The 15,091-nt window shown below is 57.0% G+C and carries 13 protein-coding genes; 4 read left to right on the top strand and 9 right to left on the bottom strand.

What is annotated here, in order from left to right; all coding sequences use genetic code 11:
- Position 1: 1 nt before the first annotated feature.
- Positions 2-523 (bottom strand): GNAT family N-acetyltransferase, encoded by a 522-nt coding sequence (locus NR195_RS04105; protein WP_228312169.1) that lies wholly within the window; start codon positions 521-523, stop codon positions 2-4.
- Between the two features lie 289 nt (positions 524-812).
- On the opposite strand from NR195_RS04105, the gene NR195_RS04100 reads away from it, so the two are divergent.
- The gene (locus NR195_RS04100; RefSeq protein ID WP_010670048.1) at positions 813-1,046 is read left to right on the top strand and encodes a hypothetical protein; all 234 of its coding nucleotides are present in this window, start codon (positions 813-815) and stop codon (positions 1,044-1,046) included.
- Positions 1,047-1,197: 151 nt separating this feature from the next.
- Here the strand turns inward: NR195_RS04100 and NR195_RS04095 are convergent, their stop codons facing one another.
- Genes NR195_RS04095 through NR195_RS04085 form a run of 3 tightly spaced genes read right to left on the bottom strand, consistent with a single transcriptional unit; the run spans position 1,198 to position 3,047 of the window.
- The gene (locus NR195_RS04095; protein WP_256844153.1) at positions 1,198-2,349 is read right to left on the bottom strand and encodes an MFS transporter; all 1,152 of its coding nucleotides are present in this window, start codon (positions 2,347-2,349) and stop codon (positions 1,198-1,200) included.
- On the bottom strand, positions 2,346-2,885 hold the full coding sequence (locus tag NR195_RS04090; RefSeq protein ID WP_187491399.1) for a TetR/AcrR family transcriptional regulator: 540 nt from the start codon (positions 2,883-2,885) through the stop codon (positions 2,346-2,348). Before NR195_RS04090 ends, NR195_RS04095 begins: the two co-directional genes overlap by 4 nt.
- 3 nt (positions 2,886-2,888) lie before the next feature.
- Positions 2,889-3,047, bottom strand: coding sequence for a hypothetical protein (locus tag NR195_RS04085; RefSeq protein ID WP_022625733.1), 159 nt, complete (start codon positions 3,045-3,047; stop codon positions 2,889-2,891).
- Between the two features lie 380 nt (positions 3,048-3,427).
- On the opposite strand from NR195_RS04085, the gene NR195_RS04080 reads away from it, so the two are divergent.
- On the top strand, positions 3,428-3,700 hold the full coding sequence (locus NR195_RS04080; RefSeq protein WP_010245525.1) for a hypothetical protein: 273 nt from the start codon (positions 3,428-3,430) through the stop codon (positions 3,698-3,700).
- A gap of 114 nt (positions 3,701-3,814) precedes the next feature.
- Here NR195_RS04080 and NR195_RS04075 read toward each other — a convergent pair whose 3' ends face one another.
- From NR195_RS04075 to treZ, 4 genes are all read right to left on the bottom strand, one after another.
- On the bottom strand, positions 3,815-4,579 hold the full coding sequence (locus NR195_RS04075; protein ID WP_256844152.1) for an SDR family NAD(P)-dependent oxidoreductase: 765 nt from the start codon (positions 4,577-4,579) through the stop codon (positions 3,815-3,817).
- 126 nt (positions 4,580-4,705) lie between these two features.
- Positions 4,706-6,781, bottom strand: a complete 2,076-nt coding sequence (gene glgX / locus NR195_RS04070) for a glycogen debranching protein GlgX (RefSeq protein ID WP_010245519.1) — start codon at positions 6,779-6,781, stop codon at positions 4,706-4,708.
- Between the two features lie 59 nt (positions 6,782-6,840).
- The gene (gene treY, locus NR195_RS04065; protein ID WP_256844151.1) at positions 6,841-9,369 is read right to left on the bottom strand and encodes a malto-oligosyltrehalose synthase; all 2,529 of its coding nucleotides are present in this window, start codon (positions 9,367-9,369) and stop codon (positions 6,841-6,843) included.
- Positions 9,366-11,150: a malto-oligosyltrehalose trehalohydrolase gene (gene treZ, locus NR195_RS04060; protein WP_050680535.1), complete on the bottom strand. Its 1,785-nt coding sequence runs from the start codon at positions 11,148-11,150 to the stop codon at positions 9,366-9,368. The genes treY and treZ overlap by 4 nt, the downstream gene beginning before the upstream one ends.
- Before the next feature lie 426 nt (positions 11,151-11,576).
- Between treZ and NR195_RS04055 the strand changes: the two genes are divergently transcribed.
- Positions 11,577-11,873, top strand: a complete 297-nt coding sequence (locus tag NR195_RS04055) for a hypothetical protein (protein ID WP_033767119.1) — start codon at positions 11,577-11,579, stop codon at positions 11,871-11,873.
- Positions 11,874-11,927: 54 nt separating this feature from the next.
- Here the strand turns inward: NR195_RS04055 and NR195_RS04050 are convergent, their stop codons facing one another.
- Entirely contained in the window at positions 11,928-13,184 is a 1,257-nt protein-coding gene (locus tag NR195_RS04050; RefSeq protein WP_010245507.1) for a mechanosensitive ion channel family protein, read from the bottom strand.
- Positions 13,185-13,406: 222 nt separating this feature from the next.
- Between NR195_RS04050 and NR195_RS04045 the strand changes: the two genes are divergently transcribed.
- Positions 13,407-15,065 carry a methyl-accepting chemotaxis protein gene (locus NR195_RS04045; RefSeq protein ID WP_256844150.1) on the top strand — a complete coding sequence of 553 codons (1,659 nt, stop codon included), beginning with the start codon at positions 13,407-13,409 and terminating at the stop codon, positions 15,063-15,065.
- Positions 15,066-15,091 lie beyond the last annotated feature (26 nt).

Raw genomic sequence — 15,091 nt, 5'->3', positions numbered from 1 at the left:
TTTAATCAACCGGCAGCGTGGTATCGCCCGTTCCCAGAGAGCGCTGCATAAAAACGGTATCCAGCCAGCGACCCTGTTTGAAACCCACCGAGCGCAGGATGCCTGTCATCTCAAAGCCTGCGGCGCGATGTACGGCAATCGAGCCCTGGTTCTCGCTGTCGCCGACGTTGGCGATCAACTGGCGGAACCCTGCCTGCTCAGCCCAGCGGATTACATGGTTTAACAGGCGCGAACCGGCTCCGCGCTTCTGAAATCCGGGATCGATATAAATTGAGTCCTCCAGCGTATGCCGGTAGGCATGGCGCGGGCGATAAGGCGTCAGATAGCAGAACCCACGTACTTCTCCGTCGCTGACAGCGATAAACCACGGCAGGCCCGCCTGCTGAATCTTCCGCATCCGCTCGCCAATCTCTGCCGCGTCGGGCGGCACTGTCTCAAATGAGCCGGTGCCGTTAAGGACATGCCAGGCGTAGATCTGCTGAATCGCCATGATGTGGCGTTCATCTGCCTCAAAAATTTCCATTATGCGGTTTTGCCCCGAAAGTCTGCACCTGGTGGAAAAACAACGGTATAGCGGGCGATGTGAGGGCGCAATATAAATATTACGCGCTCATGAAATTTTATGAGTGCGTCGTTCGCCAGGATTATTCCTGGCAGGAAGCAGATAAAAAATCACGTCGGTTTAGTGCCACTACTGAATGGTAATTAAGCCTATTCTGAAAACAGCGTCAGCCGGATGATCCGGGCCGGCGTTAAGGCTATTATCTTCGCGGTTCTGATGGGGTTGATTTATTAACTGGAGGCGCAGCGTGATGCGATTTGTTGATTTTCTGAATAGTAAGCAGGGGCTGCGTGCAGCAAGAAATCACTGCTTTGAATTAAATGGTGTGGTACTGGGCCATTTTACTGCGTTATTCCTGCATGATAACCAGATTATTTTTACCAAAGATGGTAAGCAGTGTGCTGTGCCTTATTATCTGGGGCCCGAAGAAGATTTGCTTCAGCAGAAAATAAATCCACGCATTAAAAATATCCGCGCGATCTGAACGGACGCCGCGATGAGTTTATCGCTTCAGCCATAACACCTGTGTAATAGTTTCTCATTAACCGGGCGATAATATTGGCGCTGTCTGGTAAATAGCATCGACGCTATTTCTAACTTCCCTGTTTTCTGCCAACCCATTCGTTTACGCCTGCTTATTTACCCGACTCGCTGCTGTTCTGCGCGGGTGCAATAAACAGCAGCAGCAGCAGGGCGCTGAACGCAAACAGCGTTAATGCCGTACTGGCTCCCAAAGAGGCGTAGAGCTGACCAAACAGCAGCGATCCCGCTACCTGGCCCACCGCCAGCATAAAGAACAGGATGCCGACGCCGGTCGCCGGATCTTCAGCAGTGGCGCGTGCGCCCCACACCAGCAGCACGCCCGATAGCGTGACGTAACCTGCGCCACAGCAGGCAACCGCGATCGCTAAGCCGGTGGATTCGCCCCGACTCCAGGCCAGCACCAGCAGTGGCACTGCCATCCCGCACAGTGAGAGCCGGTATACACCCTTCAGCCCGATACGGGCAGCGACCGGGCCGGTTGCCGCACCCACGATGCCTGCGCCTCCGGCAATCAGCCAGAGTAAGCGGGCGGTCTCTTCATCCACACCGACATGCTGTCGCAGCAGCGCTGACCCAAAGCTCCACCAGGCTGCACTGACCAGACCCGAAATCAGCGCAATACTCATCAGCCGATGCATGGAGCGGCGATACAGCCGCTGGTGCCAGTGACGCACTCTGGTGGGACGACTGGCGGCGTGACCCGATAACACGCGCATCACCGGCAGCACACAGGCCAGCGACAGCAGAGCGAACAGCAGACAGGTGGCACGCCAGCCGCCGGGCAGAACGCTCAGGATGACCACCGTCAGGATAATGCCCGCGCTGGTGCCGGCATTGATCAGGGTATTGATGCGCGGCTGACCTGCAGCAGGAATTCGATCGCTGACCGCCGCCGCCAGAGCAGGTGAAGCCAGACCGGCACTCAATCCGGCAATAAAGAGTCCGGCCGCCAGCAGCAGCGTTGATGAGGCACAGGCGAGCAGCAGCAGACCCGCCGTCGCACTGAGTGAGGCCAGCAGCGCCGTCAGCCGGGTGCCATAGCGATCTGCCAGCGCGGCTGCGGTAAGAATAGTGAGGCAATATGCCACAAAGCTGCAGGCTGACAGCATACCCGCCTGCTGAGGGCTGAAGGGGATCTCCGCTGAGATAGCGGGCAGCATCAATCCCCATGAGAAGCGCGCCATGCCATAGGTCACGGCGATCAGGCTGAAGCCGGTCAGCGCCAGCGCGATGGGCGATCTCATCCTGTCGCCCTGTTCTGAAGTAACTGACTGACGACCTGCGCCGCCTGTTGAGCAGCGGCGGGACCGGTAATCAGCGCCGTGGTAATGGCACCCTCAAAGAGTATCCAGATAGCATCACTCAGCGACTTATTTTCAGCACCGCGCAGATGCGTCACACAAAGGGTGATATAAGCCCGCATCGTGGTCCGGAAGGCCAGCGCCTGAGCGGCCAGTTCGCTGTCCCGCTCGGCATACTCTCCCCAGGCTTTAAGAAAGAAGCAGCCACGGGCACCGTTCGCTGCCGTCCACTCGCCCAGCACCCTGAACAGATGCGCTATCGCATCAGGCTGTTGCGGTGGCAGCAGATCGGCCATAAAGCGCTGCTCGCGCGCGTCGAGTACCGCTGCGGTCAGCGCTTCGCGTGAGGCGAAGTGATGATAAAGCGTGCGGGTAGAGACGCCCGCTTCGCGACAGATATTGTCGGTGCTGGTGGCGTGGAAACCGTGGGTGTAGAAGAGCCGCTCGGCGGCCTGGATGATATCGTTTCTCTTTTTCATGCTTTAAAAGTAAACCGATCGTTTTACTTTTTCAAGCCGGTCGCTGTTAATTACGCCCGCTGGTATTGATAAATCCCTGATGCCAGGGGAGCTGGCGTTCCGCTTAAAGGCACGCTGTGCACCACTTTCACTCTTATTCAGGTTCAGTTTATCAATACTCATAAATACCCCTGCGGGGATGATATTTTTCAGCTTCTGCTCTAATCATATCTGAGTAGCGCGTCATCCCTGGCGCGCAGGTTGATTTTATAAGGTATTGTTTTTAAGGTGTTGTTTTGATTTTTGCTTTTTTAATGATGCATTAGCAGTATAAATGTAAGCGGGGCGACAGTGAGGGTGAGGGCGTTACAGCGCGTGGAATGCCTGAAGCGACATAAGCAATGAAAAAGGGCATATTCTCAAAGTCAGCCAGACTCACGCAATAAAGTGGTTTTAGGGATAATTCTCAGTTAGTTTAATAAAGCTTCAGATTACAAAAAAAACCTCTTACGAATTTTGGTTCGTTTTTTAAGATACATACAGCAACTATCAGGATGACTACCATGCTCAAAGCCAGCTACTATTATCTGTGCCCGCGTCCCATGGGTGGATGGATTTTACACAAAGAAGGTTGCGTTAATCTGTCAAAGAACGATAAACGCGTTTTTATTGGTTCGCTTTATACCCGCCAGCAGGCGCTGGCCGTGGCGAAAGTCCATCACGCTAATGCCATACTCTGTAATGCCTGCCTGAGCACTTTTATTTGCCCGACCAGCAGCACGGCAATTAAACCGGCACGCGCGGCAACGCCAACCCGCCATACGCCAAAACATTAATTTGTATGCAGGCAGTTATTGTTCTGCTGTGGCAGAAGGATAATAAAGGGAATTAATGCTGCGGGCCGGTTAGAATAAAAAAAGGCAGCGTAAAGACGCTGCCCTGTTCTTTATTTAAGCCTGTTTAGGCTGGCCATTTGAAGCGGTAATTCCGCCATCAACCGGCAGATTAACGCCGGTAATATAACTGGCTTCATCGCTGGCAATAAAGAGAATGGCACGGGCGATATCATCCGCTTCACCGGCCCGGCGCAGTGGAATACGGTCGTAAAAGCGCTCCAGCAGCGCCTGATCCTGTTTGGCATCTTCGGTCAGATCGGTAAAGGTAAAGCCGGGACAGATTGCATTGACTCGTACGCCATCTGCGCCGTAGTCCATCGCCAGCGCACGGGTGAAGTTGGTAATCGCCCCTTTAGCCGCGTTGTAGATGCTCATGCCCCAGTCGCCGCCTAAACCGGAAACGGAAGAGATGTTAACCACGTTGCCTTTGCTCTTTAACAGGGCAGGCATGAAATAGTGTACGCCGTGGAAAACCCCATCAAGGTTAGTTTTCATCAGGGTTTTCCATGCGTCGAGGTCGACTTCATGGATGCGGCCCTGCACGATGACGCCGGCGTTATTTACCAGTACGTCAACACGGCCATACTTCTTCAGCACGGTTTCTGACAGCTGTTTAACCTGTGCGGCTTCTGAGACGTCGCAGGCAGCCACCAGGTGATCGCCTGGCGTCATGTCGGCCAGCGTCTCTTCCAGTTTCTGCGCGGTACGGCCCACCAGCACCACTGATGCACCCTCTTCAGCGAAGCGTTTTGCGCTGGCTTCGCCAATGCCGGATCCGGCACCTGTCACAACCACAACTTTCTGCGTAAATCTGGACATTATGCCTCCTTTTCAGCATCAATTCTCACTGTTAACAACCGGTTAAGCCTGGCAGCGATCGCCAGAAACACAAGCGCAGCGCGAAATGCGCTGCGCCAGATGACTGCTTTTTAATCGGGTCAGCGGCTATGGACGTCTGAACAGGGCGAAGCTGCGTCCTTCCAGTTCGAAATCCTTCTCCTTGGTGATCACCAGACCGCGCTTCGCGGTGTCGCTGGTGGTCAGTTCCAGCACCCAGCCGCCTTCACCAAACTGCGGGATCTGGAACGGTACATTGCCTTCAAACGGATTGAACAGCATCAGGACGTCGTGCCAGATGCCTTCCTCGGTCTGGAGGTCCGGTCGGCCGATATAAACCCCCAGCGTTGAGCCTTCGTCCCACTGCTCAGCCTGCTGGAAGCCGCCACCGGCGTTAAACCATTTGATATCCATGCCATCACGCCAGTTTTCACGGCGCAGTAACGGCTGCTGAGCACGTAACGTCAGGATCTGGCGGGTGAACTCGCGCAGCGCCTCGGCAGATTCCGGCAGGTTATCCCAGTGTACCCAGGAGATTTCGCTGTCCTGGCAGTAGCCATTGTTGTTGCCCATCTGGCTGCGGCCAAACTCGTCGCCCGCCAGCAGCATTGGCGTACCGTGTGAGAAGATCAGCGTGGCGAGGAAGTTGCGCTTCTGACGCTCGCGCACCGCGTTGATGCCTTCATCATCGGTCGGGCCTTCAACTCCGTAGTTGTAAGAGCGGTTGTCGTTGTGACCGTCGTTGTTGTCTTCGCCATTCTCCGCGTTATGTTTGTCGTTGTACGACACCAGATCGTTGAGGGTGAAGCCATCGTGCGCGGTGATAAAGTTGACGCTGGCCCATGGACGACGACCGTGCTGATCGTAGAGATCGCCGGAACCCAGCAGGCGGGCGGCAAAGTCTGTGGAGACGTTGTTGCCTTTCCAGTAGTCACGCACCGTATCGCGATACTGATCGTTCCATTCTGCCCAGCCTGGCGGGAAGCTGCCCACCTGATAGCCGCCCGGACCGATATCCCAGGGTTCACCAATCAGCTTTTTCTGCGACAGGACCGGGTCCTGCATGATGGCATCGAAGAAGCCGCCGCGCGGGTCAAAACCATCAGGCTCGCGACCGAGAATGGTACCCAGATCGAAACGGAAGCCGTCGATATGCATTGATTCTGACCAGTAACGCAGCGAATCGAGCACCATCTGCAGCACACGCGGATGCGAGGTGTTGACGGTGTTACCGGTACCGGTGTCGTTGATGTAATAGCGATGCTGGTCTGGCAACGTACGGTAATAGGAGAAGTTATCGATGCCTTTAAACGACAGCGTTGGCCCCAGCTCATTCCCCTCGGCGGTGTGGTTGTAAACCACGTCGAGGATCACCTCAATACCGGCATCATGGAAGGCTCGCACCATGTCACGGAAGCCCTGAATGCCGCGCGGCCCGAAGTAGCGGGTGGCGGGGGCAAAGAAGTTCAGCGTGTTATATCCCCAGAAGTTTTTCAGCCCTTTATCCAGCAGGTGCTGGTCATCCGGGAACCAGTGTACCGGCAGCAGTTCGACCGAGGTAATGCCCAGGCTTTTGATGTAGTCCACAGTCGATTTGTGGCTCATGCCGTCAAAGGTGCCACGCATTTCAGGTGGCAGGGCGGTGTTGAGCTGCGTGAAGCCCTTAACGTGGGTTTCATAGATGACGGTTTTCGGCCACGGCACATTCGGGCGGTTTTTATCCTGCCAGTCGAATTCGTTGGGATCGATCACCCGGCACTTTGGCGTAAACGGCGCGCTGTCGCGGCTGTCGAAGGTCAGATCTTTATCGTCATGATAGAGATCGTAAGCGAAGTGCGCCTCGTTCCACGCGATGTCTCCCGCCAGTTCACGGGCGTAGGGATCGAGCAGCAGCTTGTTCGGGTTAAAGCGATGACCATTTTCCGGGTCATAAGGGCCATAAACGCGATAGCCATAGAGCGCGCCGGGCTGCAGGCCCGGAATATAGCCGTGCCATACTTCATGGGTATATTCCGGCAGCTCCAGACGGGCAATTTCCGTTTTACCGCTGGGATCGTACAGACAGAGTTCAACCCGCTCGGCGTGGGCGCTGAACAGGGCGAAGTTCACGCCCTGACCATCAAAGTTGGCCCCCAGTAAATGGCTGTATCCCGCCGTAATTTCAAAACGCTGACTGTTTGACATTTATGCCTCGTTATTCAATGAACAGATTGACGCGTAATAAAAAAAGTTCTTTCCGGAATTCACTGTGCCACCAGCACGGCACACCACTGCGATGCCAGCCCGGTAAGCGGCAACTGGTCGCCCGCAGCCACCGTTTTACCGGTCAGCACATCCTGGTAGCGGCGCTGGCCCAGTGCGGTGGGCAGCGCAATGACCGTGTCAGCCCAGCGCGCAGCGGGCGGCTGGTCGAGATTCGCCGGCAACTGGTTAAAGACCCGGCGTGACACAACCACTATCACCGCCTGATCCTGTCCGGTGCGGGCAAAGGCCAGCACATTATTCTGCTGCTCGCCCTCTGCCGACAGTGCCAGATAGTCACCGTGGCGGAACAGGGCAGGCTGCTGCTGACGCAGCGTCAGCAGCTTCACAATCGCCTGCTGATTGACCTGACCGCGCAGCCAGTGCGCCTCGCTGCCGTCGTGCTGTGGCGCGTTAAGCATCGCCGCCAGCGCGTCGAAATCGGGTTCGCGGCGGTTATCGGGATCGACCAGGCTGAAGTCCAGCGCCTCGCTGCCCTGATAAATATCGGGTACGCCAGGCGCCGTAAGCTTCACCACAGTCTGGGTCAGACTGTTGACCAGACCGGCACGCATAAAGGGTTGCAGCGACTGGCAGAAATCATTGAGGAAGGTGCTGCTGGCGGGCGCAAGCAGGTGACGGGCATAGTCCAGCACTGCCTCCTCATAGGCGTCGTTGTTGTCGGCCCAGTCGGTACGCAGCTTGGCTTCACGCAGCGCTTTTTCCACATAGACCACAAAGCGGGCTTCCAGCGCCGCCAGACCTTCCGCATCCTGCGGCTGCAGGGTGGTTGGCCAGACGCCCGCCAGCGCTTCATACAGCATCCACTCCACGGCCGGTTCGGGTGCCGGACCATCTTTCAGGCGTACGACCTGATCGTGGTTCATCTCCCGCCAGCGGTTGACGCAATCCGCCCAGCGTTGCGGCGCTTCGGTAAGGGTATAGAGTCGCGCACGCGCATCTTCACCGCGCTTGGTGTCGTGTGTGGAGGTGCCCGACAGCGCATCGGGCTGATGTTCGCGCCGCGCCTGCATTTCAGCGTGAAACTGATCCAGCGAGAAGTGGCGCGCCAGCGGTTCAGCGCCCACTTCATTCAGCGCCAGCGCCATGTGCTGACGGAAGAAGAGGGTATCTTCCACCGATTTCGCCATCAGCGGTCCGGTCAGCTGCTGGAAGCGGGTGCGGAATTGCGTGGCATCGTCGCGAGCGGAGTCGGCAACCTCTGCGCGCAGAATATGGGTCAGGAAATCAAGCGCCTGGCTGTCGGGCGCATGGGCACTGGCTTTCACCTCGCTGACCACCTGTTGCAACAGCGCGGTGTCGGCTGGGGTCAGGCCCTGCGGCGTACCATAGGTGCGATAGACCGGGAACGCCACCAGCAGTTCACGCAGCGCATTCTTTAGTTCCGCTTCCGGCTGTGGCGTGCCTTCTGCGTCGGCAATCTTCAGTGCCAGCTGCAGTAACCGGTTAAATTCACCGGCAAAATTGCGGTTTGCCATCAGCAGTTTGGCGGCGCGCAGCTCCGCTTTCATATCAACGGTTTTACCGATGACGGCCTGATACGCTTTGCGCAGTCCGCTCAGTTGATCGCTGTCGACCAGCAGATTGGCGAGCGCGGCCATAAATTCATATCCGGTGGTGCCGGAAACCGGCCATGCATCAGGCAGCTGTTCATTGTCACCCAGGATTTTCTCCACGGTGAGATAGCAGTCGGGACCGGCAGCCTGGCGTAACTGTTCCAGATAGCCGTGCGGATCGGCCAGGCCATCCACGTGGTCGACGCGTAAGCCCTGCACCGCACCGCTGTGAACCAGTTCCAGGATCAGCTGATGTGCGGCATCAAAGACCGTTTTGTCTTCCACGCGCACGCCTGCCAGACCGGTCACTTCAAAGAAGCGACGGTAGGAGAGATCGTTGGGCGCATCGCGCCACGACATCAGCCGCCACGGCTGCTGGTCATGCAGTTCAGCAATCTCTGCCGCGTCGCGCAAGGCGAGCACCGCTTCTTCCCGATCCTGCCAGGTATCAGGTGCCAGCGGATAGAAATTGTCGAAGTAGGCCAGCGCCGGTTTGCCGGTCTGCGGATCGCGCTTCACGCTGATCTCGCCGTTGGCCAGCACCGCCTCAAAGGTGTCACCGAGGAACGGCAGCGTCAGGCGGCGTGACCAGTCGATATCGAAGTAATGCGCATAGCGGCTCTGTTCGCCATGCTCAATGACGTCGCGCCACCACGGGTTCTCCAGCGAGGCGGCCATATGGTTGGGCACGATGTCGAGGATCAGCCCCAGCCCGGCCGCTTTCAGCGCAGCAGCCATGCGATCAAATCCTTCACGGCCGCCAATCGACGGCTCGATCTGGTTAACGTCGGTCACGTCATAGCCGTGGGTCGATTCAGCAGTAGCGCTGAAGATCGGTGACGCGTAAAGATGGCTGATACCCAGCTGTTTCAGGTAGGGCACCAGCGCCGCCGCACGGTCAAACGTCATGCCGTTGCGGAACTGAATGCGGTACGTTGCGGTTGGAATATTCATTCTGCTTCTCTCTTAGCCAGGCGAACCACGATAGCGTTGGGAATCAGTTCGCTGGCGGCCTGCGGCCAGGCAAACAGCGTTTCGCCTGGCAGATCGGGGATCGGCTGTGTGCTGTTGCCGACGTTCAGCGCCAGTGACAGCGTGCCCTGCGGGAAGTCCCAGCGCACCGCGAGGAAACCTTCCGCCGTTTTCACCACCTGACCTGCATCGCCACCGGCGGTCTGCAGCAGCGGCACGATATGTTGCTGACGCAGGGCCAGCAGCTGACGCGTCAGCGCCAGCCACTGCTGACCTTCCGGCGTGTCTGTTCGCTGCCAGTTAAGCTTCGACTGTTCAAAGGTGGTGACATCGTTAGGATCCGGCACGGTTTCGCCGTGACCGGCATGGCCTTCAAACTCTCTGGCGCGACCTTCACGCACCGCTTTAGCCAGATCGCCGTGGAAATCGGTGAAGAACAGGAACGGCCGGGTTTCGCCATACTCTTCACCCATAAACAGCAGCGGAATATGAGGCGAGACCAGTAACATCGCCAGCAGCACCTGGGTGCGCTCTGCGCCGGCCAGGCTGATGAGCCTTTCGCCCTGCGCACGGTTGCCCGTCTGGTCATGGTTCTGGATGAAGTCGACAAAGGCGACCGGCGGCTGGCTGCTGCTTTTCACGCCGCGTGGCTCGCCCGACTGCGGCGAGACTTCACCCTGATAGACAAAGCCTTCTGCCAGCGCCCGCGCTACCCGCTGTTCCGGCTGGTCGGCGAAATCCTGGTAATAGGCGTGGCTTTCACCGGTTGCCAGCACATGCACGGCGTTGTGGAAGTCATCGTTCCATTCGCCAGTAAACAGCGGAGCGTCCCCGTTTTCGTCACGCGGATGCAGGAAGGTGACGTTACGGCAATCTTCGGTGGTGAGATGAATAGGGCGGTCGGTAATCGAGGCGCGGATGTGCTCAGCAATGTCAATCAGCACATGCTTGTCGCTGGGATCGTCAATCTGATCGATGGCGTCAAAGCGCAGGCCATCCAGATTAAACTCCTGCAGCCAGTAGAGCGGCGCTTCCACGATATAGCGGCGCACCGCATCAACGTCATAGGCGATACCGGCGCCCCACGGCGTCTGGCGCTCTTTGTGGAAGAAGTCTGGTGAGAGCAGCGGCAGATAGTTGCCCTCCGGGCCGAAGTGGTTCAGCACGATATCCAGTACTACCGACAGACCGTGGCCGTGTGCTGCGTCAATAAAGGCTTTAAAATCATCGGGTGTACCGTAGGCGGCATGCGGTGCATAGAGCAGCACGCCATCGTAGCCCCAGCCGCGATTACCGCCGAACTGCGACACCGGCAGCACTTCAATCATGGTAATGCCGGTTTCAGCCAGCGTTGGCAGCTTCTCAATCGCCGCCCGGAAGGTGCCCTCAGGCGTAAAGGTGCCGATGTGCAGTTCATAGACCACCGACTCCTGCCATGGACGACCCTTCCAGCTCGTGTTTTGCCACTGATAAGCGTCAGGATCGATCACCAGCGACGGGCCATTGACCTCTGCTTTCTGAGCGCGGGCGGCGGGATCGGGCACCGCTGTACCATCGGCCAGCACAAAATCATATTCGGCATTGGCTGCCACACCAGCGACCTGAGTTTCAAACCAGCCGTCAGCCTGCGGCGTCATCTCAATGTCTTTACCGGAGAGCCGCAGCGTCACGCGTTGCTGACCGGTTGCCCAGAGGCGGAAACGCACCTCGTCGCTGGCAACCCGTTCAGCGCCCCAACTTTTAAAAAAAGATTTGGATTCCATTCAGTTGCCTCATTTAGCCTGGAAATGCGCGATGGTGGCCACCGCACGAAAAGGATGTCGATGACGCAAGCGTCAAAAAATCTTAAAGCTATCAGCGAGACCAGGAGGCCAGGTGGGCTGGCGCGTCTCTTCAGTCAGAAAGCCGGACTGGTATTCAGCGTGGTGTGGCGGAAAACGGGCCGTGAGACCGCTTCCACGCGGCATACAGAGAGTAATCATAGACTAAGATGTTGCAATCGCAGGGCGGCGGGGGGTAGAGAGGCATTAATTTGCGTTAATTGCTGTGAATCTGTATCCGGCGGGGCGAAAGCAGGAGCCAGGCGCAGAAAAGCCTGCCAGATGGCGCCGATTCGCTATAAGCTTATGCGCGATGGCGCAGGTCGCTCCGGATGACCTGCGGCGCTGAACACTTCAGAAGGATGTTACGTGAGGAAAAGAGTTCTGTTAGCCGCGTTGTTGTTGCTGGTCTCCGCCTGTTCTAACCGGGTCGGACACAGGCTGGACAGCAGTAATCTGCAGCAAATTCATGCCGGTCAGACCACCAAAGCCCAGCTGATCGCGCTGTTTGGTCAGCCTGACAGTGAAACACCTTACCCGGACGGGCAGCGGTTGCTGAAGTGGACCTACAGCGAGGCGCGCACCCTGAATACCACCGAAGGGCAGACGCTGACCGTGCAGATGAAAAATGACAAAGTGCTGAATTATGCGCTGAGTAAAAGTTAATGCGCTGAACAAACGTGAATTACGGCGGCGGCAGATCGCCACCGCGCATTCTGGTTACTGCCCGCCGCTCTGCTGTGCGTCCCGGCTGTCGGGGCGCGGCTGAGCCAGACGGGCAAAATCGGATCCTGCCGGATGCTGATAAATCTGCAGCTCAAAGTGGCGGGCCATCGCGTAGATATACTCAAAAATCGCTGCCTGAGTATTTTCGTAATCGGCCCAGAAAATAGAGGAGGTGAAGCAGTAGATCTCCACCGGCAATCCATCCGGCGACGGTTTCAGCGGTCGCACCACGATATACATCTCTTTCTGAATGTCGTCACGCTGCGCCAGCCAGGCGGTCAGGTATTTACGGAACACCATCAGATTGGTGATGCCGTTCTCCATAAACCAGCGGTCGCCCACGGCATTGATATCACGCCCATCCAGCAGCTCAGTGATCGATTCGCCAGCGAGGCGGATCTGGCTCATCGCCTGCAGCATCTCCTGATTCACAAAGGTGATCGACTTCTGGTCAAGATAAAAGCTGCGCATGATGCGGCGTGCGCCCGAGGAGAACATCGCCTGCCAGTTGGTGTAGGTCTCGGTCAGGAAGTTCTTGGTCGGGATGCGCGAAATGGTGTTGTCCCAGTTGCGGATGGTGATGGTATGCAGAGCAATATCGATCACTTCACCACTGATATTTCTGTCCGGCATCTCAATCCAGTCGCCCAGTTGCAGCACATCGTTAGAGGAGAGCTGAATATTCGCCACCAGCGACAGCAGCGTATGCTGGAAGATCAGCATCAGCACCGCGGCGACCGCACCCAGCGAGGAGATGATAATCGCCGGCGACTTGTTGGACATAATCGCCAGAATCATGATCGCGGCGATAATATGCACCAGAATTTTTCCGATCTGGATATAGCCTTTGATCGAGTGATTCTTGCGTTTTGATTTGCGCGAATAGGAGTTGTTAACAATCTCCAGCACTTCGTTGAAGAAGATCGACAGATAGACAAAAAACAGGATGCCGCAGATGGTCTGAATCGCCACTTTCAGATTTTCAGGCAGGCCCGGCATAAACTGCAGGAAATTGTAGACCACAATCACCGGCACAAAATTTGACAGCTTCTGAGAGAGGCGGACATCTTTATCCAGCGGCACGCCCTTTTTGTGGCTGCTGAAAAAGACCTTCCTGATCACTTTGACGATGAAAAATTTGCAGATCAGGTGAGTGACCATCCCGGCCATAATCAGCAGCAACAGGCTGAAGCTGATCGACAGTACCCTGTTTCCCTCAATAAAACTCATCAGACTCTGAATGTAATGCATGATAACCACTTGCAAAAAAGATAAGGGGCGAATTCAACCACAGCACGGGGACGGTTGTTAAGCGCCGAATGCGTTCAGGCTGAGCCGCACCGCTTTTTTTGCGTAACGGTGCGCTGGCAGCACCCGGCATCCTGCGGATTGTTACCTTCTCTGGTGCAACACTCAGATAAACGCCGCGCTGGCCGATAACAGCTTTATCTCCTCTGATATGAGCCTGCGGACATGCTTAAAAATATTAAAATCACTCACGGTATCGCTGCTGTTCTGGTGGTCTTTGTGACGTTACTGACCCTGACCGGATTCCTGTTCTACAACGGCGTCTCAAAAGCCGACAAAAACTTCGTGGCGGCAGAGCAGCTTACGCTGCAGCAGCAGCACCTGAGTGACGCGGTAAAAACCCTGATCAAAACCCGCGTCACTATCAACCGTGTGGCAATCCGTTTCCTGAAAAATCAGCAGGATCCAAAATCACTGGCAGCTATGGCTGCGCTGCTGGAGCAGGCTGGAAAGTCTGCTGCTGCTGCCGATGCGGACTTCAAAGCCTGGCAGGCGCTGCCGCGCAAAGAGGGCCAGGGTGAAGCCCAGGCGACGCAGGTGCAGACCGCCTACCAGCAGATGCGTGACACCATGCTGGCCTCGATTACCTTTCTGAAGCAGGGCAACTACGCGGGCTACGGCAACCTTGAAGCACAGGCGGCGCAGGACCAGCTCGACAGTGCCTATGAGGCCTGGCGTGCAGTGAACATCCAGCTGATGAAAGCGTCCTCGGAGCATAACCAGCGTAGCCTGACGGATGCGCTCTGGGCGCTGCTGACTATTGGCCTGATCACCGGCGTGATTGGGGTCGCGGTCTGGATTGGGCTGCAGAAATTGCTGATTGGCCCACTGGGCAGGCTGACCGGCCATATGCGCGCCATTTCAGGCGGCGATCTGACCTCCGATATTCAGCATGAAGGCCGCAATGAGATGGGCCTGCTGATTCAGGAGCTGCAACAGATGCGTGATGCGCTGGTGGTGACCATTACCTCGGTCGATGACGCCACCCGCTCTATCTTTACCGGTGCAGCGGAAATCTCTGCGGGCAGCACCGATCTCTCTTCCCGTACCGAACAGCAGGCTGCCGCGCTGGAACAGACCGCAGCCAGTATGGAGCAGCTCACCTCAACGGTGAAACTCAATGCAGACAATGCGCAGCAGGCGACCACGGTAGCGAAAGAGGCTTCAGCCACGGCCATGCAGGGCGGTGAGACTGTCGCCCGGGTCATCGCCAACATGGATCAGATCAGCGAAAGCTCGAATCAGATTGCCGGTATCATCGCCATTATCGACAGTATTGCCTTCCAGACCAATATTCTGGCGCTGAACGCCGCCGTTGAAGCCGCGCGTGCCGGTGAGCAGGGTCGTGGATTTGCAGTGGTAGCGGGTGAAGTGCGCTCGCTGGCCGGGCGCAGCGCCAGCGCCGCGCAGGAGATCCGGGGACTGATCGACCGCTCAGCCGAGCGGATTAAAACCGGTGCCGGTCATGCTTCTCAGGCGGGCGTCGCGATGGAGAGCATCGTGACGTCGGTGAGTCGTGTCACGCAGCTGATCGAAGAGATCGCGGCCTCCTCGACTGAACAGACCCGTGGCATTGAGCAGGTCTGCAAAGCGGTCTCGGAAATGGATGGTGTGACGCAGCAGAACGCCGCGCTGGTGGAGGAGTCCGCGACTGCTGCCGCCTCACTGGAAGAGCAGGCGAGCTACCTGCGTAAAACGGTATCGGTATTCAAAACCGGCACTCTGCAGGTGGCGTTCTCTGCTGCGCCGGTGGCGAAAGCCCTTGCCGTGCCAAAACTTCAGCCTGCCCGCCTGGCGGACAACGATAACTGGCAGACCTTCTGAGTGGATGGCCGTTAGCCAGACGTGCG

The sequence above is a fragment of the Pantoea sp. Ft-CA_14 genome (assembly GCF_024520875.1).
GTDB lineage: Bacteria > Pseudomonadota > Gammaproteobacteria > Enterobacterales > Enterobacteriaceae > Pantoea > Pantoea agglomerans.
This window is presented reverse-complemented; position numbering and strand designations above follow the sequence as displayed.

Coding starts and splice junctions, on each gene's coding strand:
- NR195_RS04075 (WP_256844152.1), bottom strand. CDS start 4,579: ATGTCCAGATTTACGCAGAAAGTTGTGGTTGTGACAGGTGCCGGATCC.
- glgX (WP_010245519.1), bottom strand. CDS start 6,781: ATGTCAAACAGTCAGCGTTTTGAAATTACGGCGGGATACAGCCATTTA.
- NR195_RS04095 (WP_256844153.1), bottom strand. CDS start 2,349: ATGAGATCGCCCATCGCGCTGGCGCTGACCGGCTTCAGCCTGATCGCC.
- NR195_RS04105 (WP_228312169.1), bottom strand. CDS start 523: ATGGAAATTTTTGAGGCAGATGAACGCCACATCATGGCGATTCAGCAG.
- treZ (WP_050680535.1), bottom strand. CDS start 11,150: ATGGAATCCAAATCTTTTTTTAAAAGTTGGGGCGCTGAACGGGTTGCC.
- NR195_RS04050 (WP_010245507.1), bottom strand. CDS start 13,184: ATGCATTACATTCAGAGTCTGATGAGTTTTATTGAGGGAAACAGGGTA.
- treY (WP_256844151.1), bottom strand. CDS start 9,369: ATGAATATTCCAACCGCAACGTACCGCATTCAGTTCCGCAACGGCATG.
- NR195_RS04080 (WP_010245525.1), top strand. CDS start 3,428: ATGCTCAAAGCCAGCTACTATTATCTGTGCCCGCGTCCCATGGGTGGA.
- NR195_RS04100 (WP_010670048.1), top strand. CDS start 813: ATGCGATTTGTTGATTTTCTGAATAGTAAGCAGGGGCTGCGTGCAGCA.
- NR195_RS04085 (WP_022625733.1), bottom strand. CDS start 3,047: ATGAGTATTGATAAACTGAACCTGAATAAGAGTGAAAGTGGTGCACAG.
- NR195_RS04045 (WP_256844150.1), top strand. CDS start 13,407: ATGCTTAAAAATATTAAAATCACTCACGGTATCGCTGCTGTTCTGGTG.
- NR195_RS04090 (WP_187491399.1), bottom strand. CDS start 2,885: ATGAAAAAGAGAAACGATATCATCCAGGCCGCCGAGCGGCTCTTCTAC.